This window comes from Sphingobium mellinum (assembly GCF_037860795.1).
GTDB lineage: Bacteria > Pseudomonadota > Alphaproteobacteria > Sphingomonadales > Sphingomonadaceae > Sphingobium > Sphingobium mellinum.
In genome coordinates this window covers 41,369-61,871 of the sequence record NZ_JBANRK010000016.1, presented here as the reverse complement: position 1 = coordinate 61,871, position 20,503 = coordinate 41,369, and the positions used below count along the sequence as shown (strand labels likewise).

Sequence of the window (20,503 nt, the reverse complement as noted above, 5' to 3'; positions counted from 1 at the left end):
CGTAACCGCCGCTAACGCCGGGACGTCAGGCAATGTCACCCGTCCTTCGGCTGCCGCGATCATCACCAGTTGACTTGCCGCCACGGCCCGGCCGGACTAGAGGGCTGCGCAAGCTTTCAGCACACAGGATTCCCATGACCGACGTCACCATCAAGCGCGCCCTCCTTTCCGTGTCGGACAAGTCCGGCCTCGTCGAACTGGGCCAGGCGCTGGGCAAGCATGGCGTCGAACTGGTGTCGACCGGCGGCACCGCAAAGGCGCTGCGCGACGCAGGGCTGGAGGTGAAGGACATTTCCGACCTCACGGGCTTTCCCGAAATGATGGACGGCCGCGTCAAGACGCTGCATCCCAAGGTCCATGGCGGTCTGCTCGCGGTGCGGAACAATCCCGGCCATGTCGCGTCGATGCAGGACCATGGGATCGGCGCGATCGACCTTGTCGTCGTCAATCTCTACCCCTTCGCCGCGACTGTCGCCAAGGGCGCCGAGCGTGAGGAGATCATCGAGAATATCGATATAGGCGGCCCTTCCATGGTCCGTTCGGCCGCGAAGAATCACGAAAGCGTGGCCATCGTCACCGACCCCGCCGACTATGCCCGGCTGATCGCGGAGATGGCGGAAAAGGGCGGCGCGACCAGCTATGATTTCCGCCGGATGCTGGCCGCCAAGGCCTATGCCGCGACCGCCGCCTATGATTCGATGATCGCCAGCTGGTTTGCCTTCGCCGACCAGGGGGTCGACTTCCCCGAAACGCTGGCTGTGTCGAGCACGCTCGGCTCCACCCTGCGCTATGGCGAGAACCCGCATCAGTCAGCGGCGCTCTACCTGCCCGTCGGCCCTTCAGCCAGGGGCATCGCCCAGGCCCGGCAGATCCAGGGCAAGGAATTGTCCTACAATAATTATAATGACGCCGACGCCGCGCTGGAGCTGGTCAGCGAGTTTCGCGACGGGCCGCCGACCGTCGTCATCGTCAAGCACGCCAACCCCTGCGGCGTCGCCACCGGCGCCACGCTGATCGAAGCCTATGAAGCCGCGCTCGCCTGCGACAGCGTGTCGGCCTTTGGCGGCATCATCGCCGTCAACCGTCCGCTCGACGGCCCGACCGCCGAGGCGATCAGCGGCATCTTCACCGAAGTCGTCGCCGCGCCCGACGCCGATGAAGCCGCCAAGGCGATCTTCGCGAAAAAGAAGAATCTGCGCCTGCTGCTGACCGGCGAACTGCCCGACCCCGCGCGCACTGGCCTGATGATGAAGAGCATCGCCGGCGGCATGCTGGTGCAGGGCCGCGACAATGGCCGCGTCACCCGCGACATGCTGAAGGTCGTCACCAGACGCGCGCCGAGCGAGCAGGAACTGACCGACTGCCTGTTCGCCTGGACCGTCGCCAAGCATGTGAAGTCGAATGCGATCGTCTACGCCAAGGGCGGCAGCACCGCCGGCATCGGTGCCGGGCAGATGAACCGCCTGGAATCCGCGCGCATCGCCGCGTGGAAGGCCAGGGACGCCGCCGAAAAGGCCGGGTGGAGCGAGCCCCGCACGTTCGGATCGGCCGTCGCGTCCGACGCCTTCTTCCCCTTTGCCGACGGCCTGTTGACGGCGGTGGAGGCAGGGGCGACCGCCGTCATCCAGCCGGGCGGATCGATCCGCGACGAAGAGGTCATCGCCGCTGCCGACGAAGCCGGCCTCGCCATGGTCTTCACCGGCATGCGCCACTTCCGCCATTGACGTCATGATGCGGCCGCGAATGGCTGGCTGAATTCCCTTCGCACTCGCAAAAATGGCGAATTTCCGCCACTTTCTGGCAAGTGGCCCCTTTTCATTCGCCTGCACAAAGCCTATCTGTCGCTCCGACCCTCCTCCCACGTCAGGCGTTGGGCAGCCTTTTCAAAAGTTCGCAGGAGACATTGGATGACCGGAAAGATGCTGGCGGCCTTGGCCGCCACGATGACCCTTGCCTTGCCCGTCGCGGCCTCGACCGGCAGCAATGCCATGGACGTGGTTGTCGACGGACGCGCCGGAACCGAAACGCGCAGCGTCACGGTGTCGCTGGCTGACCTGAACCTGACCAGCACCCATGGCGCGCGACTGGCGGATTCGCGCATCACCCGCGCCGCCAAGCAGGTGTGCGGCTGGCTGGACGGATCGATCCAGCAGCCGACGCGCGAATATCGGGCTTGTTTCGGCGATGCGCTGGGCGACGCGCGGACCGACCTGTCCCATCTCGTGCAGGCGCGGCGCCAGGGCTGATCCTTCGCCCTGCCTCGTTCAGGGATTGCCATTGCCCAGGGGTCGCCGCCCGGCGGCCCCTGATGCTTACCCCCGCATTAACCATTCCTTAGATGATTTCCTTCACTGCTGCTGGTAGAAGCAGGTCATCGGGGGGCATTGGATGCCGGGTGTCGAAGAGAATGTGGATGTCGCCATCATTGGCGCAGGTCCGGCCGGGCTGACAGCCGCCTATCTTCTTACCAGGAAGGGCTATTCGGTCACCGTCATTGAAAAGGACCCGGTCTATGTCGGCGGCATCAGCCGCACGGTGGAGTTGAACGGATTCCGTTTCGACATTGGCGGCCATCGCTTCTTTTCGAAGTCCAGGGAGGTCGTCGACCTCTGGAACGAGATCCTGCCCGACGATTTCATCCAGCGCCCCCGGATGAGCCGCATCTATTATGAGGGCAAATTCTACAGCTATCCGCTCCGCGCGTTCGAGGCGCTGTGGAACCTTGGCATCCTGCGATCGACCCTGTGCATGGCGAGCTTTGCCAAGGCGAAGCTCTTCCCGGCCCGCAATGTCCGCTCTTTCCAGGACTGGACCGTCAACGCGTTCGGCCACAAGCTGTTTTCGATCTTCTTCAAGACCTATACCGAAAAGGTGTGGGGCATGCCCTGTGACGAAATGTCAGCCGACTGGGCGGCGCAGCGAATCAAGGGGCTGTCGTTGTGGGGCGCCGTCACCGACGGGCTGAAGCGATCGCTGGGCCTTAACCGGAAACCCAATGACGGCATGGCGACCAAGACCCTGCTGGAAAGCTTTCGCTATCCCCGGCTCGGCCCCGGCATGATGTGGGAAGCGGCGCGCGATTTCGTGGTTGCCGGCGGCAACCGGGTGCTGATGGCGCACAGCCTGAAGCAGCTGTCGCGCGACGAGGGCAGCGGCCAGTGGCAGATGGTCGCCCAGAGCCCGGACGGCGACGTGGTGTTGAAGGCCGCGCATGTCATCAGTTCCGCGCCGATGCGGGAACTGGCCGGACGCATCCATCCGTTGCCGGCCACGCTGGGCAATGCGATGGAGCTTAAATATCGCGATTTCCTGACCGTGGCGCTGATGGTCAAGGGCGAGGATATCTTTCCCGACAACTGGATCTACATCCACGATTCCAAGGTGCAGGTCGGCCGTATCCAGAATTTCCGCAGCTGGTCGCCCGAGATGGTCCCCGACCCGGCGCTCGCCTGCGTTGGCCTTGAATATTTCTGCTTTGAAGGTGATGGCCTCTGGTCGTCCAGCGACGCCGATCTGATCGAGCTGGCGAAGCGGGAAATGGCCGTGCTGGGCCTGTGCGATCCCAATGACGTGGTGGGCGGCGCGGTGGTGCGCCAGGAAAAGGCCTATCCGGTCTATGATGATGACTATGCCGCCAATGTCCTGGCGATGCGCACCGAACTGGAACAGCTCTATCCGACGCTTCATCTGGTCGGCCGCAATGGCATGCACCGCTACAATAATCAGGACCATGCGATGATGACGGCGATGCTGACCGTCCGAAATATCGAGGCGCGGGACCGGATTTACGACATCTGGTCCGTGAACGAGGACGCCGAATATCACGAGTCCGGCGAAGAGGGCGAAGAGGATCAGGTCTCGGGCGAGCAAGCCGCGCTGGCGAGCGTCCGGCCGGTGCCCCGCCGCCTGAAGGCCGCCTGAGCCGATGACGCAGCCGACCTCGACCCTCTCTGCCCTTGGACGCGCCCTTTTTTCCCGATTCACCTTCAGCCGATATCTTCTGGCCAGCATCTGCGCGCTGTGCGCCGACATGTTGCTGTTCCTGGCGCTGCTGCGGCTGAACCTGCATCCCGCGGCGGCAGGCTTCGTCGGCTATAGCGTGGGCCTGCTGCTCCACTGGATGATCAGCGTTCGCTTCGTATTCCTGTCCGATCGACGCGCCACTCATGGCCAGCGGGTTGGTTTCATCCTGAGCGCGCTTATCGGCCTTGGCATCACCACCAGCCTCATCACCGGCCTTAACGCGGCCGGGCTTGCGCCGGCCATCGCCAAGCTGATGGCCGTGCCCGTCAGTTTCCTTTCGGTTTATGCGATCCGGAAATATGGCGTCTTCGCCGTCGATTGAGATCGGATCCGGCTTTGCGGGCAAGCCCCGCCCCGGCGCGCTGCCCAAGCCCGTGTGGGCAGTGCTTGCGTGGCTCCTGTGCTGCGCGGTCCTGCTCTGGCTGTCGCGCAACCAGCTATCGGCGCTCGACTTCCGCGATCCCGACGACGCCATGCGCCTGCAACAGGTGCGCGACTGGATCGGCGGCCAGGCGTTTCACGACATTTCGCAGCACCGGGTCAATCCGCCGGCGGGGGGTCCGATGCACTGGTCCCGGATCGTGGACATGCCCATTGCGGGCCTCATCCTGCTGCTGAGACCCTTGCTGGGTGCAGCCCTTGCGGAAACCGTCGCTTGTGCGCTTGTCCCGCTGCTGCTGCTGGGAAGCCTGGCCGGGGCCACTTTCCATGCGGCCCGTCGCGTGACAGGGGAGGCCGAAGCGCTGCTCTCGGTCGCGCTGCTGCTGACCACACCCACCATCCTGGTGCAATTTGGCGCGCTCCGGATCGATCATCATGGGTGGCAGATCCTGATGGCGACCGTCGCGCTGGGCGGCGCGCTTGACCAGCGGCCAGCCCGTGGCGGCATCGTCGCCGGACTGGCGCTGGCCACATGGCTCCAGATTTCCAGCGAAGGCCTGCCCTATGCCGCCCTGTTCGGCGCGATCTTCGCCCTGCGGCAATGCCGGGATGACAGGGAAAGCGCGCGCTTCGTCCGCTTTGCGATGGCGCTGGGCGGCGCGGCGCTGCCTTTGCTGCTGCTGCTGCGCGGCGTCGACGCGCCGCAGCGGTCGCAATGCGACGCGCTGTCGGCCGCCTATGTGTGGCCGTTGGTCGCCTTCACGGTGGCAACCCCCGTCGCCTTCCGGCTCATCGCGCCGCGATCCGCTTCGTCGCGGTTCGTGGCGGCGGGCATCGGCGCCGGCGCGGCGGCGATCGTCTTTCTCTTCACCGGATGGTCCTGCCTGACGGGAGACCCCTTTCAGGCCCTGGGGCCGGTCGCCTACAAGCTGTGGTATCTGCAGGTGATGGAAGGCCGGCCGATCTGGGAACAGGGCCGGTCGATGGCCGGCCTTATCCTGCTGCCGCCGCTGGCCGGCCTGGTCGCATCCATTTTTGCCACGCGGGCATCCCGGACAGGCGTCGAACGAGACCGATGGATCGTGGTGACGATCCTTCTGATCGGGGCGACACTGGTCGCAGTGATGGTGATGCGGGCGATGTCCGTCGCGCATGTGTTCGCCCTGCCGGGCCTCAGCTGGCTGATGCTGCGCCTGTTCCAGCAAGCCCAGCGGCAGACGCGAGCCGTCATTCGCGTGTTCACGTCTTCCGCCGTTGCGCTGCTGACGCCCGCGGCCCTGTGCGCCCTGTGGATCGCGGCAACCGCCGGCGCCGAGGACACGGTCAAGGGCGGCGGGCCGACCAACGCCGGCGAGTGCCGCACGACCGAGGCGCTGGCCCCGTTGCGGACCCTGCCGCCTTCGACCCTGTTCGCGCCTCTGGACATGGGGCCGGACATCCTGATCCGGACGCGGCACCGCGTCATCGGAACGGCCCATCATCGCAACGCAGCGGGCATCACGGCCGTCGTTGAGGGTTTCACGGCACCGCCCGTTCAAGCCCGCGCGATCATCGCGAACCTGAACGGGGGCCGAGGACCCGATTATCTGATCGCCTGCACCAGCCTCAACGAATTCCGGCATTATGCCACGGAGCATCGAGGCAGTCTGGCCGCCACGCTGGATCAGGGGCGTCCCCCGAGCTGGCTGAAGCCGGTGCAGCTGCGCGGGGCCAAGGCCCTGCGAGTCTATCAGATCATACCGGCGCGAAGCTGAGCGCGGCCCCATTCATGCAATAGCGCTTGCCTGTAGGGGGCGGGCCATCGTCAAACACATGGCCGAGGTGCCCGCCGCAACGCGCGCAATGCACTTCCGTTCGGGGATAACCCAGCGTGAAATCGCGCGAGGTCCCGACCGCGCGCGCAAGGGGCTTCCAGAAGCTGGGCCATCCGGTGCCGCTGTCGAACTTCGTCGCGGAACCGAAGAGCGGCTGCCCGCAGCCGGCGCAGGAAAAGACACCCTTTCTATGTTCAGTGTTCAGCGGGCTGGTGAAGGGCTGTTCCGTCGCCGCATGCCGCAATATCCGGTAGGCGAGCGGCGACAGGCGGCGGCGCCATTCCTGGTCGCTCAATTCAAAGGGGTAGGCGGCTTCGGCCTCCCCCGCCCCCCAATGCCAGAGGGCGGCGGCCGCGATGCCGCACAGCGCGCCGGTGAGAAGGTGTCGCCTGGTCATCCGTCCACGCTAGCCTTTGGATGCTGAGCGTCGCCTGAACATGCTGGAGCGCCTGGCATGTCCTGACTTCAACACATGGCGACGGAACAGCCAGACGCCCAGGCGGATGATGACCGCCACCCATATCGTCTGCCAGACGATGGCCAGCAGGTGCGGCCAGAGCGCGGCGTCCTGCGCCGCCCGGGCGATCATCGCGAAAGGCGAGGAAAAGGGGAAGATCGTCGCGGCTATTTCAGGCGCCGACCCCATGCGGTCGACCGCATATGTCGCGAAGAAGAAGACACCCATCTGGGCCATGGTGACCGGCATGTTGAGCGTCTGCACTTCGCGCACCGTGGCCGCCTGCGCGCCAATTCCCAGGAACAGGGAACCGAGCAGCGCATAGGCCATGGTGAAATAGATGGTGCCCAGCAGGAAAAACATCGGCCAGCCCACCGCCGGCGTCGGCGCGGCCACATCCGGCCCGGCGAAAAGGCGCACGGCCAGGAAGATGCCCGACCCCCAGAAGCAGATGCCGACAAAGCTCATGGCCAGCATCGCGATCAGCTTGCCCAGGAAAACAGCGTCGATGGGCACAGCGGCCGCCAGTATCTCGATCACCTTGTTGGTCTTTTCCTCCACGAGGTTGGAAAGGACCATGCCGGCGAGCAGCATGGTGAGCAGGAAGATGAGCACCTGCGCGGCGCGGCCGGTCAGCAGACGGGACTGCGCCTCCGCCCCCGCGCTGGCAATCACGAACTGTTTCGTCACCGTCACGCGCGGCAAGCGTTCGCCAGCCAGCGCAGCGCTGGCGATCAGGCCGACATCGCCTTCCAGCGCGCCAAGGTCGGTCGCCTTGCCCGTGAGCACCGGCCGGTCGACCGTGCCCGACACTATCGCGATGAAGCGGGCGTCCGGCCGCGCCAGAAGAGCACGGGGGTCACCCTGGGGCGCGCGGCGCAGATACGGGAGATTGTCGCGGCCGATGCGGCTCGCCAGTGCCTCATAGGCGCGTTGCATCTGCTCCCGATCAGCCTTGCCCATGGAAATGCCAACCGTCGGACGCAGGCTTTCGGTCGTGATGCGTTCGCCCAGGCCCCCGAATGCCATGCCGATGACGACCGGGAACAGCGGGCCCAGGAGGAACAGGATGAATGTTTTCGACAGGATGACGGCCGAAAAGTCACGCCGGGCGATAACCAGTGCAGCCCGCAATATGTCCTTCAAACCGCAGGCTCCCCTTGATGATCTTCTTCCATCTGCCGGGCGGCTGCCGCGCCGGCGATGGCGACGAAGGCGTCATGCAGCCCCGGCCGCTCAATCGACAGGCTTTCAATCCCGGCATGGCCATCCAGCAAGGCGCGCAGCAGGGGTTCTATGCCTTCGTCAGGCAGGTCGAAATGCCATGCGCCGTCTTCCGCCAGCGTTTCGGCCGGCAGGGCGCGGCGCCAGCTGCCGTCGCTGACCCGCGTTCGCAGGCGGACCTTGGGGCGCAACTGGTCCCGCGCCTCGGCCACCGACCCTTCAAAGCGGATGCGCCCGCCCGCAACGATCGCGATGCGTTCGCAGAGCCGTTCGGCATGGGCGATGACATGGGTCGAAAACAGCACGGTGACGCCGCGCCGCGCCTGGTCCTGGATCAGCGTTTCAAGCTTTCCCTGATTGATGGCGTCGAGACCGGAAAAAGGTTCGTCAAGGACGATCAGCCGCGGCTCGTGAATGATCGTGCCGAACAGCTGCACGGTCTGCGCCATGCCCTTGGACAGCTGACGGATCGGCTTGTCCACGGACGCACCGATGCCATGGTCGATCATCATGGCGCGCGCCCGTTCGCGGCCGACCTTCAGCGGCAGGCCGCGCAGCGCGCCCATGAAGGCGATCGCTTCGGCCGCCTTCATGGATGGATAGAGGCCCCGTTCTTCCGGGAGGTAGCCGATGAGGCGCGCCTGACGCAGGGGCACGTCATCGCCCAGCAGGGCGCGGCGGCCGGAATCGGGGTCGATGATGCCAAGCAGGGTGCGCAGCAAGGTCGTCTTGCCCGCGCCATTGGGGCCAAGGACGCCATAGATCGACCCGGCGGGAACGGCGATGTCGATGCCGTCCACCGCCCTGAATTCGCCGAATGTCTTGACAAGACCATGGCCTTCGACGGCATAGGTCGGGGAGGAAGCCGGAATGTCGCCGATCATCCGTTCCTGATAGTCCCAGACCATGCCAACGCAAACGGAAACCTTGGAAAAGCGCCTGAAAGTGGAGGCGAAGCGGCTGGGCTTTGCCGCCTGCGCGATCGCGCGCGCCGATGCCGCGCCAGAGGCCGCCGGGCGATTGCGGCAATGGCTGGAGGCAGGCCATCATGGCGACATGGTGTGGATGGAGGAGCGGGCAGAACAGCGCGGATCGCCGCGGGGCCTGTGGCCGCAGGTGCGCAGCGTCGTCATGCTGGGGATGAGCTATGCGCCGGGGCGCGACCCGCTGGCGCTGGCGGAGGTCGGCGATCGGGGCCGCATTTCCGTCTATGCCCAGGGCCGCGATTATCATGACGTGGTGAAGAAGGGCCTGAAGAACCTCGGCCGCTGGCTGGTCGACCAGCAGCAGGGCGCGCTCAAGGTCTTCGTCGACACGGCGCCCGTGATGGAAAAGCCATTGGCGCAGGCTGCCGGGCTGGGCTGGCAGGGCAAGCACAGCAATCTGGTCAGCCGGGCACATGGCAGCTGGCTGTTCCTCGGCGCCCTCTACAGCGAGATCGCGCTGGAGCCGGACGAGCCTGAGGAAGACCATTGCGGCAGTTGCACCGCCTGCCAGGCCGCCTGCCCGACCGATGCCTTTCCATCGCCCTATATCGTCGACGCGCGTCGGTGCATTTCCTACCTGACGATCGAACATAAGGGGCCGATACCCGAGGAGTTCCGCGAAGCGATCGGCAACCGCATCTATGGCTGCGACGATTGCCTGGCGGTGTGCCCGTGGAACAAGTTCGCCGATGCGGCGGCGGCCAACCGCGCCTTTGTGGGCCGGGCGGAACTGGCGGCGCCCGAACTGGGCGATGTGCTTACGCTGGACGATTCGGGGTTTCGCGAGATGTTTTCCGGATCGCCGATCAAGCGGATCGGGCGCAACCGGATGGTGCGCAATGCCGCCATTGCCGCGGGCAACAGCGGCGACCGGCGGCTGATCGACCGGCTGCGGCCGCTGGCCGAGGATGAGGATGCGGTGGTTTCCGAAGCGGCGCGCTGGGCGATCGGGCGGCTTTCAGGGTGAAGGAGCGCGGCGCAAGCGCTCCGCCGCCATCTTTCCCGTGCCGCTATTTCGAACGGAGCGCGGCCGCGCAGGTGGCCGGGTCAGTGTCGGCGCCGGCAGGGGTGCGTGCATCGACATGGGTGACGACCGCTTCCCGCCCCTGGGGCGGCACATAGAGATAGGCGTCAAGCACGCAGCGGCCATTGGCGAACTGCAGCTTGCGCATGGTGCTTTCACGGATGTCCAGCCGAGGCGTGCCGAACTGCTGGACCAGATGTTTCGCATCCATGCCCATGAGCGGACCGGGCCGCATGAACGCGCTTGCCGGGGGGCCTGCGGGCGGGGCATGGGCGGCCGGCGCGGGGGGTACGATGCCGTCGCCGCACGCCGCCAGCGGCAGCGCCAGCAACGCGGCGAAGGCCAGTCGGGCGGAGTTCATCGGCTTTTCCTGCCTGAAGGTCCGTGCAGCATATGGACCGCCATAGCCGCACTCCAGATCGGCGCAAGCAGGTTGATGAAGGGCAGCAGGAACAGAAGCGCCGAGACGAGGCCCATCAGCCACCGGCCGAGGCGCGGGATCGGCGGCAGGTCGGGATGGCGTGGCTCGACCATGTCGGCAAGATCGCGTCCCAGCAGATAGGCGTTGAGCGCGAGGAACAGGCCGGGCGTGCCGATGCCCGTCGCCAGCAGGACCAGATAGGCGGGCAGCGCGACCAGGTTCCAGCCGAGTGTGCGGACGATCGACCTTAGCGCGAGGCGAAGGCTGCCGGCGACGCCCACCGGACGCGCGCGGGCAGCGGCGGCGGGATAGCTTTCGCGCTCCACCGCCGCGACGATGTCGTCGGCAAAAAGGCTCATGACCGCGATGGCGACGGTGCGAAAGAGCAGCCAGGCCGCCGCCGTCACGGCCAGCGCCGTGGCCGCAGCCTCCGCAAGGCCGCCCCCGCCCCAGCCGAAATGGAGGCGCACGGCGTGGACAGTCGCCCACAACCCCAGCCCCAGCGCCCCGAAACCCAGCAGCGATAGCACCAGCGTCCTGGCAAGCAGGCGCAGCGCGGCGGGGTGAAAGATTGCCGGCAAGGCGCGCAGCGCCGCGAGGATCACCATGGACCGGCTATCCCGCGCCGACACTCGCCCGTCAACAAGCGCCGTTGCGCGCTCGCCTCCGGGCCGATAGAGACAGCGCGAATTCGCGACCATCAAAGGATATTGCGTGACTGCTGCTGCCCCCACGCTGGACGTTGTCGCCATCGGCAATGCCATTGTCGACGTGCTCGCCCCGAGCGATGACGCCTTCCTCGCCGAACATGCGCTGAACAAGGGCGGCATGCAGCTGATCGACGCGGCGATGGCGGAAAGCCTCTACGCCAATATGGGGCCGGGCAAGGAGATCAGCGGCGGATCGGCGGCCAATACGCTGGCGGGCCTCGCCGCGCTGGGCAAAAGCTGCGGCTTCATCGGACAGGTATGCGACGACCAGCTGGGCGCAGTGTTCGCGCATGACGTGCAGGCGCTCGGCATCCGCTATGACACGCCGGCGGTGAAGGGCGACGTGCCGACGGCGCGCTGCCTGATCCTGGTGACTCCCGACGCGCAGCGGACGATGAACACCTTTCTGGGCGCGTCGCAGTTTCTGCCCGCCTCGGCGCTGGACCTGGACCTTATCCGATCGGCCTCGATCCTCTATCTTGAAGGCTATCTGTGGGACCCGGAACAGCCGCGCGCGGCGATGCGGGCGGCGATCGATGCCGCGCGGAACGCGGGGCGCAAGGTCGCCTTCACACTGTCGGACACGTTCGTCATAGACCGGCACCGGGCAGACTTCATCGAGCTGATCGACCAGGGGATGATCGACATCCTCTTTTCCAACGCAGCGGAAATCCAGGCGCTCGCCGAGGTCGGCGATTTCGACCGGGCAGTGCAGGCGATTGCCGGGCGCGTGCCGGTGCTGGTGTCGACGCGCAGCGAAAAGGGCGCGATCGCGGTCGTCGACGGCGTCCGCTACGAAGCCCATGCGGCGCCGGTGGAACAGATTATCGACACAACCGGCGCGGGCGACCTGTTCGCGGCGGGATTCCTCGCCGGTCATCTTGAGGGGCTGGGCGCGCATCAATGCCTGGAACTGGGCGCCGTCGCTGCCGCCGAGGTGATTTCCCATTGGGGCGCGCGACCGGAGGCTGATTTGCGGGAGCGGCGGGCCAGGCTGCTGGGCTGACGGCCTCGCGGTTCCCGACTTTGCAGGACCATGGGACCCACCCGCGACGCTAGATTGGCTTTTGTTTCCGGAATAACGCACGATCATCTGGGCCGAAGCCCCAGCGCCAGATGACGAAGCCATAAACGCCAAGAATGGTCGCGACGCCGAAGACCAGCTCCACCCATTCATAGGCGCGGGGCAGCGCGACGAAACCGGCACCCACGATACAGGCGACGCCCGACGCCACCAGCAACGGCCAGCGCCACGCATTGATGCGGGCGCCGAGCAGGCGCGACAGCAGCCGGGCCTTCACCAACGCCGAGACGCCCAGAGCGATGCAAAGCGCCAGTGCGGGGGCAGCGGCGATCTCCATCGGCGAAAGGCCCATATGGCGCGCGGCGATGATGAACACGAAACTGAGCCCAGCCTGCAGGGCGATCATCAGCAGCGACACGACGAGATTGCGGTGCCGGGCGATATAGACGAGCGCGGATTCGCTGACGACCGCCGTCGCCGCGACGACTTCGGCCAGCAGCAGGAAGGCAAGCGCGCCGGTGCCGCCGACGAAATGCGGGCCGACCAGGCCCATGACGGCTTCCCCCGGAATGCCGAGCGCCAGCGCGATGCCCGCCTGCGCGGCGATGATCCAGAAGCCGACCTGGCTGACCTGTCGGGCAATGGCGGCGAGGTTGCCTTCCGCCAGGTTGCGGGTGATGACGGGGCCGAGAATGGGGTCGAAGCTGGTCTTGAGCTTTTGCGGCAGCGACGCGACCTGCTGTGCGACATAATAGACACCGACGACCGCCGGGCTGACGAACAGGCCCAGGATCGCCAGATCCAGCCGGCGCGACCCCCATTCGACGCCGTCCGCCGCCGCGAGCGGCAGGTTTCGGCGGGCGAGGCGCCAAAGGCGGCCAGGGTCGGGGCGCCAGCCATAAGGGATGCCATAATGGCGGGTCATCGGGATGATCGAGGCGACGAGCGCGGCGATCATCGACACGACATAGGAGAGGATGAGACCGTCGCGGGTCGAATAGAAGGCAAAGGCAAAGGCGCCGATGCTGATCGCCCAGGGCTCTATGATGGACCGCGCCCGCACGGTCGCGCCGATGTCGAAGCGATAGGCGCAGGCGGCGAGCGCAACGTCCGAACCAGCCACCGCGATGACGATGAGCGCGAGCAGGCGATCAAGCCCATTGATGCCGCTGTTGGGGAACATGGCCTGGGGGAAGACGACGAGCAGGCCCACCGCGACCAGCGAGGCCGCCAGCGTCACGAGCATCGCATCGGTGACGACATGACTGTGGGGACGCTCCGTCTGCGAGAGCGCGCCGGCAAGACCGCGCTTCAGCCCCAAGGTCGCGAGCTGGGCGGCAAATTCCACCACCAGCACGGCGTAGGCGAAGCGGCCGAGCGTGTCGGCCCCGTACCAGCGGCCGGCGATGAACAGGAAGGGGAGCCGTGCGGCCAGGCGCAGCAGGAAACCGAAAATGTTGGTCCGCCCGCCCCTCGCGAGCGCCGCAATGTCGTCATGGGGCGGTGAAGGGGCATCCTGTGCCGGCAAAGACTGTGGGTCCCCTCGTCGCGTCATGTGGGTGCGGTGCCCGATAGTAGAAAAGAAATAAAGGAAGCGCGACGAATTATTCGGGACGCAGCGGACGGGCGAGCAGCGCGTCGATGACCTGCGCGAGCGGCACTGCTTCCTCCAGCAGCGCGCAGACCGCTTCGACCACCGGCATTTCGACCTTCGCCGCGCGCGCGGCGGCGCGCAGCACCGGGGCGGTGAAGGCGCCTTCGGCCACGGTCCGGCGGTTGGCGAGCAGGTCGGCCGCGGCCTGCCCTTCCCCCAGCCCCTTGCCCAGCGAGAAGTTGCGGCTGTTGGTAGACGAGCAGGTGAGGACGAGATCGCCCAAGCCGGAAAGCCCGGCGAGCGTCTCTGGCCGCGCGCCACGGGCGAGCCCGAAGCGGGTCATTTCGGCAAAGCCCCGGCTGATGAGCGAGGCGCGGGCGTTAAGGCCAAGGCCCGCGCCTTCCGCGACGCCGCAGGCGATGGCGAGGACATTCTTGACCGCGCCGCCAATCTCCGCGCCGACGACATCGTCCGACAGATAGGGACGGAAGGTCGGCCGGGCGATGCGCGACGCGATTCGGGCGGCAAGGACGGGATCGGCGCAGGCAAGCGTAATGGCGGTCGGCAGGCCGCGGGCCACTTCATGGGCGAAGGTCGGACCGGAGAGGACGGCGATGGGCGAGGCCGGCTGCGCCGCCTGGGCGACTTCGGACATGAGCAGGCCCGTCCCCGCCTCTATCCCCTTGGAACAGAGGATGAGCGGCATGCCGGCGGGCGCCTGCGCGACGACGCCGCGCAGATGCTGGGCCGGGCTGACGATCAGCAGCATTTCCCGATCCGCCATCGCAGCGATGTCGCCGGTCGCCTCGATCGAGGAATTCAACGGGATGTCGGGGAGGTAGAGCGGGTTCCGCCGGTCCCGGTTGACCGCGTCGACCACGTCGGGCTCCAGCGCCCAGAGCCGGACATGATCGCCGTCAGCCGCCAGGCTTTGCGCGAGCGCGGTTCCCCACGCGCCCGCTCCGATGACACCTGCCTTCATGCTGTCACGCCCCTCATGCCTTCACTCCGGCGCCGCGCGCCTTTTCCGCCGCCGGATCCAGCGGCCAGCGTGGCCGGGCGGGGACGGTCAGGTCGTCAACCAGCCCGGCGGCGTAGCGTTCGGCACCTGCCCAGGCGATCATGGCGGCGTTGTCGGTGCAGAGCCACAGCGGCGGCGCGACGAAGGGCAGGTCGTGCCTTGCCGCCAGCGCCTGGAGCGCGGCCCGGATCGGCTGGTTGGCGGCGACCCCTCCCGCGACCACGAGCGCGGTCATGCCCTGAAGCTGAGCCAGCTGCCTTTGCGTGCGGTCGATAAGGCAGTCGATGACCGCCTGCTGAAAGCTGGCGGCGATATCTTCGGTCGAATACTGGCCCGATTGAGCAGCGCGCATCACTGCGCTCTTGAGGCCGGCGAAGGAAAAATGGGGTTCTGCGGTGCCGACCAGCGGGCGCGGCAGGGGAACAGCTTTGGGATTGCCCCGCGCGGCGGCCTTTTCCACCGCCGGGCCGCCGGGATAGCCGAGGCCCAGCAGCTTGGCGGTCTTGTCAAAGGCTTCGCCGCTGGCATCGTCTATGGTGGTGGCAAGCCTGGCATAATCGCCCGGGCCGCGCACGAGCAGCAACTGGCAATGGCCGCCCGACACCAGCAGCAGCAGATAGGGGAATTGCAGCCTTGGATCAGCCAGGCGCGGCGAAAGCGCATGGCCTTCGAGATGGTTGACCGCGATCAGCGGCTTGTTCGCCGCATGGGCAAGCGCCTTGCCGGTGACGAGGCCCACCATGACGCCGCCGATAAGGCCGGGGCCGGCGGTCGCGGCAATGACGTCGACCTGGTCCAGCGTGAGATCGGCGTCCTTAAGCGCGGCTTCGATCAGCGGAGCGAGCGCTTCGACATGCGCGCGGGCGGCGATTTCAGGGACGACGCCGCCATAGGGACGATGCGCGTCCTCCTGCGTGGCGAGGCGATGGGCCAGGATCCTGCCTTCGGCCGTCACCAGCGCCGCCGCCGTTTCGTCGCAGCTTGATTCCAGGCCAAGGATGATCGTCATTGCTGCTTCCATCTAATGTCCGCGGCCATTAGAGCAAGCGGCATATGACTAAGCCCCTCCCCTCGCCCGGCCGCCCGCTCCGCCTGGGCACGCGCGGGTCGCCGCTGGCTCAGGCTCAGGCGCACATGACCATGGCCGCATTGAAGGCGCGGCATGGCTGGCCGGACCATGCGGTGGAGATCGTCGTGGTGCAGACCAGCGGCGACCGCATCCAGGACCGGGCGTTGGCCGAGATCGGCGGCAAGGCGCTGTGGACGAAGGAACTGGACCGCGCGCTTCTGGCAGGCGAGATCGATTTCGCCGTCCATTCGATGAAGGATGTCGAGACGCTGCGCCCCGCCGAGATCCGGATCGCGGCGATGCTGCCGCGCGCGGATGTGCGCGACCGGCTGATTGGCGCGGAAAGCTTCGACGCTCTGCCGCCATCGCCGGTGATCGGGTCCAGCTCGCCGCGCCGCACCGCGCAAGTGAAGCGGCTGCGGCCGGACGCGAACGTGGTGCTGTTTCGCGGCAATGTCGCGACGCGGATCGCCAAACTGGCGGCGGGGGACGCGCAGGCCACCCTGCTGGCGGCGGCGGGCCTCGACCGACTGGGCCAGGGCGACGTCGGGACCACGATCCCGCTTGACGTCATGCTGCCGGCGCCTTCCCAGGGGGCGGTGGGGATCGAAACGCTGAGCGGCAACGGAGCGATGCTGGAACTGCTGGCGACGATCAACGATGCCGACACGTTCGACTGCGTCGCCGCCGAACGGGCGGTGCTCAGGGGCCTTGGCGGCACCTGCCATTCGCCGATCGCGGCGTTGGGGCGGCTGGAGGATGGGCATATCCTGCTGCGCGCCGAGATATTGAGCGCCGACGGGCGCGAATGGGTGGAGGACGCCATCACCATGGCGCGGAGCGACACCCACGTCGCCGAAGGTTTTGGCCACTCGCTGCTGGACCGCGCCAGCCCGGAGCTGCGCGCGCTGTTCGAGCGGTGAGGCCGCTCATCATCCTGCGGCCGGAGCCGGGCGCCAGCCAGACCGCCGCGCGGGCCGAACGGCTGGGGCTGCGCATCCGCCGCTGCCCCCTGTTCGAAGCGCGGCCGGTCATCTGGAAAGAACCCGCGCCCGACCGCTTCGACGCGCTGTTGCTGACCAGCGCGCAGGCCGCGCGGCTGGCCGGCCCGAAACTTGAACGCTATCGCAGCCTGCCCGCCTATGCCGTGGGACGCGCCACCGCGCGGGCCCTGGAGGAGCGCGGCTTTGCCGGCGTCATCGCGGGCGAACAGGGCGGCAGCGCCATTGCGGCGCGGATCGCGCGGGACGGCCACCGGCATGTGCTGCATCTGGGCGGCACGACGGTTGCGCGGATCGATCCGGGACCGCTCACGATCGAGAGGATCGCCATCTACACGATCGGGGTGACGAAGGAGCCGCGACTGGACGAGGCGCTGGAACCGGGCGCGGTGCTGCTAGTTCATTCCCCGCGCGCGGGCCAGCGCCTGGCAGAGCTGATCGCCCCGGATCGGCGGGCCGGTTTCCACCTGATCGCGATCAGCGCGGCGACGCTGGCGGCCTGCGGGACCGGATGGGCGAGCGGCGAAGCGCCCGATCTGCCCGATGACGAGAGGATGCTGGCCCTCGCCGTGCGATTGTGCGAATGATCCGTTCGTCATGGAAGAAACACCCCCGATAGTCGAGGTCAGCAGCGATGCGGCGGCAGTGACAAGCCGCAGGCGCGGTCCATGGCTGATGCTGATCCTGCTGCTGCTGGCCTTTGCGGTGGGCGTCGCGCTCACCATGTGGACGTTGCCTTATCTGCAAGGGCGCTGGGGCAGCGGCGCGCGCCAGCGGGCCATCCCGGCCGACCCCTATTTGCAGGCCGCCGCCACGCCCGGCGTTCGGCCGCTGACCCCGGCCGCCGCCCAGATGCTGGACGCACGGGTGGTGCAGTTGGAGGAGCGGCTCAATCGCATCACCGTGGAGGCGCAGGCGGCATCCGGCAATGCCGCGCGCGCCGAAGGGCTGCTGGTCGCTTTCGCTGCGCGCCGCGCACTCGATAGCGGGCAACCGCTCGGCTATGTGGAAGGGCAGCTGCGGCTGCGCTTCGGCCAGGCACAGCCGCGTGCGGTCGCGACCATCATCAATGCCGCGAGGGAGCCGGTCACTCTGGCGGACCTGCGCGGCGGTCTGATGGCCATCGCCGGTGAACTGACGACGCCGGGCCCCGACAGCAGCTGGTGGGATGCGATCGAGCATGAAGCGCGCGAGCTGATGACCATCCGTCACGCGTCCACGTCCTCACCCCGCCCGCAGGCGGCGATGGAGCGGGCGGCGCGCTATATCGACGGGGGGCGCGTGAATGCCGCGCTGGCCGAGGTCGAGCAAATGCCGGGCCGGACGGTGGCTGATCGCTGGATGCAATATGCCCGCCGCTATCTGGAGGCGCGCCGGGCGCTAGACCTTATCGAGACGGCCGCGATATTGGAGCCGCGCCAGCTGCGCGCGGCCGATGGCGGTGCGGTCGCGCAGGGCTCTCCGCTCGCGCCTTGAACCGCCCCTCCCGACACCGCTGATCATTGTCACAATCGACGAACCGTTGGCGTCGGATGGGAAACTATTGGACGCACGGTGTATTTGTCATGAGAATGTCATCTTTCGCTTTTCGTCGGAGGACCCGTTTTCGTGCCGCCTTATGCCAATGTCAGTTTCTGGAAGGGATGGTTAGCCGGCGGGCAATCCGGGGCACAGCGGCCTGCGATCCAGCATCTGCTGGGCAATGCGAGCATGCCTTTCGATCTGGCGCGGACTCGGGCGCAGGCGTCCGAACTTGCAAAGTCGATTCGGGGCGATGGGCGGCCCCTGCTGTTGATCCCCGGGCTGCTCGCGTCGGAACAGCGGATGGAACCGTTGCGGGCGATACTGGAAGCGGCAGGATATGAGGCGCATGGCTGGGGCATGGGGCGCAATGTCGGACCGCGGCCCGACAGCCTGCATCAGATCGACCGGCGCGTCGACGCGATCCGCCGGCGCAGCGGCGCGCGCGTCACCTTGGTGGGCTGGAGCCTGGGCGGGCTGTTCGCGCGGGAATATGCGAAATTCGCCACGCACAAGGTGGATGGGGTGGTGACGATGGGCACGCCCTTTTCCGGCAATCCGCGCGCCAATCACGCTTGGCGGCTGTATCAACTGGTGTCCGGTTTTCCGGTCGACCAGCCGCCGTTCACCTGCCATCGCGAAGTGAAGCCGCCGGTGCCGACGGTCGCTCTATGGTCGCGGCGCGACGGCGTGATCCTGCCCGAATGCGCCAAGGGCCGCGCGGGCGAACGCGATCGCGCGATCGAGGTGGATTGCACCCATATGGGCTTTGCCGCCGCGCCCGAAGGAATATTGGCCGTGGGGAAAGCTCTGGAGGCTATTCGGAGCTGACGCGCTTCAGACGCTGAGCCGCTTCAACGCCTCGTCCCGGCCGATAAGCGGCAGCATCTGGGCCATGTCGGGGCCGTGGTCGAGGCCCGTGAGCGCACGCCGGAGCGGGAGGAACAGGGTCTTGCCCTTGCGGCCGGTCGCTTCCTTGAGGCGGTTGGTGAGCGTTCGCCAGATATCCGCGTCAAAGGCTGCATCCGACAGCATATGGTGCGCGCTGCGCAGGAATTCGCGATCCTCCTCCGCAGGCGCGGGCGCGTCGATCGGGCCGGTGACGATGCCCCACCAATCGGCGGCACGCGCGACGGTTTCCAGATTCGGGCGGATGGCGTCCCAGGCGGCTTCATCCATGCCCTTGGGCAGGCGATCGGCGACGGCGGCATAGGGAAGAAGATGGACGATCTTCTGGTTGAGCGCCGCCAGTTCGGCCTCGTCGAAGCGGGCGGGGGCGCGGCCGAAATGGGCGAAGTCGAAGCTGTCGATCAAAGGCTGGATATCAGCGAAGGGTTCGATCGGCATTGCGCTGCCCAGGCGCGCGAGCAGCGAGAGGATGGCCATCGGTTCAAGGCCGATCTCGCGGAAATGCGCGACGCCGAGCGAGCCAAGGCGCTTGGAAAGCTTGCCTTCGCTGCCGGTCAGCAGCGCTTCATGAGCGAAGCGCGGCAGCGAGGCGCCAAGCGCAGCGAACATCTGGATCTGGGTCGCGGTGTTGGAGACATGGTCCTCACCGCGCAGCACATGGGTGACGCCCATGGCGACATCATCGATCACCGATGGGAGCATGTAGAGCCAGCTGCCGTCTGCGCGCCGGATCACCGGGTCGGAGAGCAACCTGGGGTCAAAGCGCTGTTCGCCCCGGATAAGGTCGGTCCAGGCGATCGGCTGGTCATGGTCCAGCCTGAAGCGCCAGTGCGGCCGGCGGCCTTCGGCTTCATATGCGGCGATCTGGTCAGCGGTGAGCGCCAGAGCAGCGCGGTCATAGACCGGCGGCAGGCCGCGCCCGAGCAGGACCTTGCGGCGCAGGTCCAGTTCCTGGCTCGTTTCATAGGCGGGATACACATGGCCCGAGGCCTTGAGCGCCGCGAACTTCTCCTCATAGAGGGCGAAGCGGTCGGACTGTTTTTCCGCTCCGTCCCAGTGGAGTCCGAGCCATGCGAGGTCAGCCTTGATCGCGTCGGCATATTCGGGGCGGGAGCGTTCCACGTCGGTATCGTCAAGCCGCAGCAGGAATTGCCCCCCGCTCTTGCGCGCCCACAGCCAGTTGTGGAGCGCGGCGCGTATGTTGCCGACATGGAGATTGCCGGTCGGCGATGGAGCGAAGCGGGTGATGACGGTCATGGGTCCAATCCTGCCGCCGTTCGGTTCGAGCGCGTCGGGAACGATTTTCGACGGACGCTCCTGGACA

At 67.1% G+C, this 20,503-nt stretch carries 20 protein-coding genes; 11 read left to right on the top strand and 9 right to left on the bottom strand.

Features of this window, described 5'->3' with window-relative positions:
• Positions 1 to 134: 134 nt before the first annotated feature.
• The 5 genes from purH to AAC640_RS14755 all read left to right on the top strand — a co-directional run bounded on the left by purH (position 135) and on the right by AAC640_RS14755 (position 6,158).
• A complete protein-coding gene (purH, locus tag AAC640_RS14775; protein WP_340267585.1) occupies positions 135 to 1,724 on the top strand; it encodes a bifunctional phosphoribosylaminoimidazolecarboxamide formyltransferase/IMP cyclohydrolase in 1,590 nt (529 codons plus the stop codon).
• 183 nt (positions 1,725 to 1,907) lie between these two features.
• Positions 1,908 to 2,246: a UrcA family protein gene (locus tag AAC640_RS14770; protein WP_340267583.1), complete on the top strand. Its 339-nt coding sequence runs from the start codon at positions 1,908 to 1,910 to the stop codon at positions 2,244 to 2,246.
• 142 nt (positions 2,247 to 2,388) lie between these two features.
• Complete coding sequence (locus AAC640_RS14765) at positions 2,389 to 3,921, top strand: NAD(P)/FAD-dependent oxidoreductase (RefSeq protein WP_340267581.1); 1,533 nt, start codon at positions 2,389 to 2,391, stop codon at positions 3,919 to 3,921.
• A 4-nt stretch (positions 3,922 to 3,925) separates the two neighbouring features.
• Positions 3,926 to 4,345 carry a GtrA family protein gene (locus tag AAC640_RS14760; protein WP_340267579.1) on the top strand — a complete coding sequence of 140 codons (420 nt, stop codon included), beginning with the start codon at positions 3,926 to 3,928 and terminating at the stop codon, positions 4,343 to 4,345.
• Positions 4,323 to 6,158 carry a hypothetical protein gene (locus AAC640_RS14755; RefSeq protein ID WP_340267577.1) on the top strand — a complete coding sequence of 612 codons (1,836 nt, stop codon included), beginning with the start codon at positions 4,323 to 4,325 and terminating at the stop codon, positions 6,156 to 6,158. The genes AAC640_RS14760 and AAC640_RS14755 overlap by 23 nt, the downstream gene beginning before the upstream one ends.
• Here AAC640_RS14755 and msrB read toward each other — a convergent pair.
• From msrB to AAC640_RS14740, 3 genes are read right to left on the bottom strand one after another with little or no spacing between them, the layout of a single operon-like run.
• Positions 6,139 to 6,615, bottom strand: a complete 477-nt coding sequence (gene msrB, locus AAC640_RS14750; RefSeq protein ID WP_340267575.1) for a peptide-methionine (R)-S-oxide reductase MsrB — start codon at positions 6,613 to 6,615, stop codon at positions 6,139 to 6,141. The two genes, AAC640_RS14755 and msrB, sit on opposite strands and share 20 nt — an antisense overlap.
• A gap of 9 nt (positions 6,616 to 6,624) precedes the next feature.
• A complete protein-coding gene (locus tag AAC640_RS14745; protein WP_340267573.1) occupies positions 6,625 to 7,821 on the bottom strand; it encodes an ABC transporter permease in 1,197 nt (398 codons plus the stop codon).
• Positions 7,818 to 8,783, bottom strand: a complete 966-nt coding sequence (locus tag AAC640_RS14740) for an ABC transporter ATP-binding protein (RefSeq protein ID WP_340267601.1) — start codon at positions 8,781 to 8,783, stop codon at positions 7,818 to 7,820. Before AAC640_RS14740 ends, AAC640_RS14745 begins: the two co-directional genes overlap by 4 nt.
• Before the next feature lie 43 nt (positions 8,784 to 8,826).
• Here AAC640_RS14740 and queG point away from each other — a divergent pair, with 43 nt between their 5' ends.
• Positions 8,827 to 9,852 (top strand): tRNA epoxyqueuosine(34) reductase QueG, encoded by a 1,026-nt coding sequence (gene queG / locus AAC640_RS14735; protein WP_340267571.1) that lies wholly within the window; start codon positions 8,827 to 8,829, stop codon positions 9,850 to 9,852.
• Positions 9,853 to 9,895: 43 nt separating this feature from the next.
• On the opposite strand, the gene AAC640_RS14730 is transcribed toward queG, so the two are convergent.
• Both AAC640_RS14730 and AAC640_RS14725 read right to left on the bottom strand, forming a co-directional pair.
• A complete protein-coding gene (locus AAC640_RS14730) occupies positions 9,896 to 10,270 on the bottom strand; it encodes a hypothetical protein (RefSeq protein ID WP_340267569.1) in 375 nt (124 codons plus the stop codon).
• Entirely contained in the window at positions 10,267 to 10,938 is a 672-nt protein-coding gene (locus AAC640_RS14725) for an EI24 domain-containing protein (protein WP_340267567.1), read from the bottom strand. Before AAC640_RS14725 ends, AAC640_RS14730 begins: the two co-directional genes overlap by 4 nt.
• A 106-nt stretch (positions 10,939 to 11,044) precedes the next feature.
• On the opposite strand from AAC640_RS14725, the gene AAC640_RS14720 reads away from it, so the two are divergent.
• Positions 11,045 to 12,046, top strand: coding sequence for an adenosine kinase (locus AAC640_RS14720; protein WP_340267565.1), 1,002 nt, complete (start codon positions 11,045 to 11,047; stop codon positions 12,044 to 12,046).
• A 49-nt stretch (positions 12,047 to 12,095) separates the two neighbouring features.
• Here AAC640_RS14720 and AAC640_RS14715 read toward each other — a convergent pair whose 3' ends face one another.
• From AAC640_RS14715 to tsaD, 3 genes are read right to left on the bottom strand one after another with little or no spacing between them, the layout of a single operon-like run.
• On the bottom strand, positions 12,096 to 13,619 hold the full coding sequence (locus AAC640_RS14715) for a lipopolysaccharide biosynthesis protein (protein WP_422795003.1): 1,524 nt from the start codon (positions 13,617 to 13,619) through the stop codon (positions 12,096 to 12,098).
• A 49-nt stretch (positions 13,620 to 13,668) separates the two neighbouring features.
• On the bottom strand, positions 13,669 to 14,640 hold the full coding sequence (locus AAC640_RS14710) for an NAD(P)H-dependent glycerol-3-phosphate dehydrogenase (RefSeq protein ID WP_340267561.1): 972 nt from the start codon (positions 14,638 to 14,640) through the stop codon (positions 13,669 to 13,671).
• 13 nt (positions 14,641 to 14,653) lie between these two features.
• Positions 14,654 to 15,688, bottom strand: coding sequence for a tRNA (adenosine(37)-N6)-threonylcarbamoyltransferase complex transferase subunit TsaD (gene tsaD, locus AAC640_RS14705; protein ID WP_340267559.1), 1,035 nt, complete (start codon positions 15,686 to 15,688; stop codon positions 14,654 to 14,656).
• Between the two features lie 44 nt (positions 15,689 to 15,732).
• On the opposite strand from tsaD, the gene hemC reads away from it, so the two are divergent.
• The 4 genes from hemC to AAC640_RS14685 all read left to right on the top strand — a co-directional run bounded on the left by hemC (position 15,733) and on the right by AAC640_RS14685 (position 19,101).
• Complete coding sequence (gene hemC / locus AAC640_RS14700) at positions 15,733 to 16,671, top strand: hydroxymethylbilane synthase (RefSeq protein WP_340267557.1); 939 nt, start codon at positions 15,733 to 15,735, stop codon at positions 16,669 to 16,671.
• The gene (locus AAC640_RS14695) at positions 16,668 to 17,336 is read left to right on the top strand and encodes a uroporphyrinogen-III synthase (protein ID WP_340267555.1); all 669 of its coding nucleotides are present in this window, start codon (positions 16,668 to 16,670) and stop codon (positions 17,334 to 17,336) included. The genes hemC and AAC640_RS14695 overlap by 4 nt, the downstream gene beginning before the upstream one ends.
• A gap of 10 nt (positions 17,337 to 17,346) precedes the next feature.
• Positions 17,347 to 18,225 (top strand): hypothetical protein, encoded by an 879-nt coding sequence (locus AAC640_RS14690; RefSeq protein ID WP_340267553.1) that lies wholly within the window; start codon positions 17,347 to 17,349, stop codon positions 18,223 to 18,225.
• A gap of 132 nt (positions 18,226 to 18,357) precedes the next feature.
• On the top strand, positions 18,358 to 19,101 hold the full coding sequence (locus AAC640_RS14685; protein WP_340267551.1) for an esterase/lipase family protein: 744 nt from the start codon (positions 18,358 to 18,360) through the stop codon (positions 19,099 to 19,101).
• A gap of 6 nt (positions 19,102 to 19,107) precedes the next feature.
• Here AAC640_RS14685 and gltX read toward each other — a convergent pair whose 3' ends face one another.
• Positions 19,108 to 20,436, bottom strand: a complete 1,329-nt coding sequence (gene gltX / locus AAC640_RS14680) for a glutamate--tRNA ligase (RefSeq protein ID WP_340267549.1) — start codon at positions 20,434 to 20,436, stop codon at positions 19,108 to 19,110.
• Positions 20,437 to 20,503 lie beyond the last annotated feature (67 nt).

Excerpts from the sequence above, each read along its gene's own strand:
- hemC (WP_340267557.1), top strand. The coding sequence starts at position 15,733 with ATGACTAAGCCCCTCCCCTCGCCCGGCCGCCCGCTCCGCCTGGGCACG.
- AAC640_RS14690 (WP_340267553.1), top strand. The coding sequence starts at position 17,347 with ATGGAAGAAACACCCCCGATAGTCGAGGTCAGCAGCGATGCGGCGGCA.
- purH (WP_340267585.1), top strand. The coding sequence starts at position 135 with ATGACCGACGTCACCATCAAGCGCGCCCTCCTTTCCGTGTCGGACAAG.
- AAC640_RS14725 (WP_340267567.1), bottom strand. The coding sequence starts at position 10,938 with ATGGTGATCCTCGCGGCGCTGCGCGCCTTGCCGGCAATCTTTCACCCC.
- gltX (WP_340267549.1), bottom strand. The coding sequence starts at position 20,436 with ATGACCGTCATCACCCGCTTCGCTCCATCGCCGACCGGCAATCTCCAT.
- AAC640_RS14760 (WP_340267579.1), top strand. The coding sequence starts at position 3,926 with ATGACGCAGCCGACCTCGACCCTCTCTGCCCTTGGACGCGCCCTTTTT.
- AAC640_RS14730 (WP_340267569.1), bottom strand. The coding sequence starts at position 10,270 with ATGAACTCCGCCCGACTGGCCTTCGCCGCGTTGCTGGCGCTGCCGCTG.
- tsaD (WP_340267559.1), bottom strand. The coding sequence starts at position 15,688 with ATGACGATCATCCTTGGCCTGGAATCAAGCTGCGACGAAACGGCGGCG.
- AAC640_RS14755 (WP_340267577.1), top strand. The coding sequence starts at position 4,323 with ATGGCGTCTTCGCCGTCGATTGAGATCGGATCCGGCTTTGCGGGCAAG.
- AAC640_RS14715 (WP_422795003.1), bottom strand. The coding sequence starts at position 13,619 with ATGACGCGACGAGGGGACCCACAGTCTTTGCCGGCACAGGATGCCCCT.
- AAC640_RS14765 (WP_340267581.1), top strand. The coding sequence starts at position 2,389 with ATGCCGGGTGTCGAAGAGAATGTGGATGTCGCCATCATTGGCGCAGGT.
- AAC640_RS14710 (WP_340267561.1), bottom strand. The coding sequence starts at position 14,640 with ATGAAGGCAGGTGTCATCGGAGCGGGCGCGTGGGGAACCGCGCTCGCG.
- msrB (WP_340267575.1), bottom strand. The coding sequence starts at position 6,615 with ATGACCAGGCGACACCTTCTCACCGGCGCGCTGTGCGGCATCGCGGCC.
- AAC640_RS14770 (WP_340267583.1), top strand. The coding sequence starts at position 1,908 with ATGACCGGAAAGATGCTGGCGGCCTTGGCCGCCACGATGACCCTTGCC.
- AAC640_RS14740 (WP_340267601.1), bottom strand. The coding sequence starts at position 8,783 with ATGATCGGCGACATTCCGGCTTCCTCCCCGACCTATGCCGTCGAAGGC.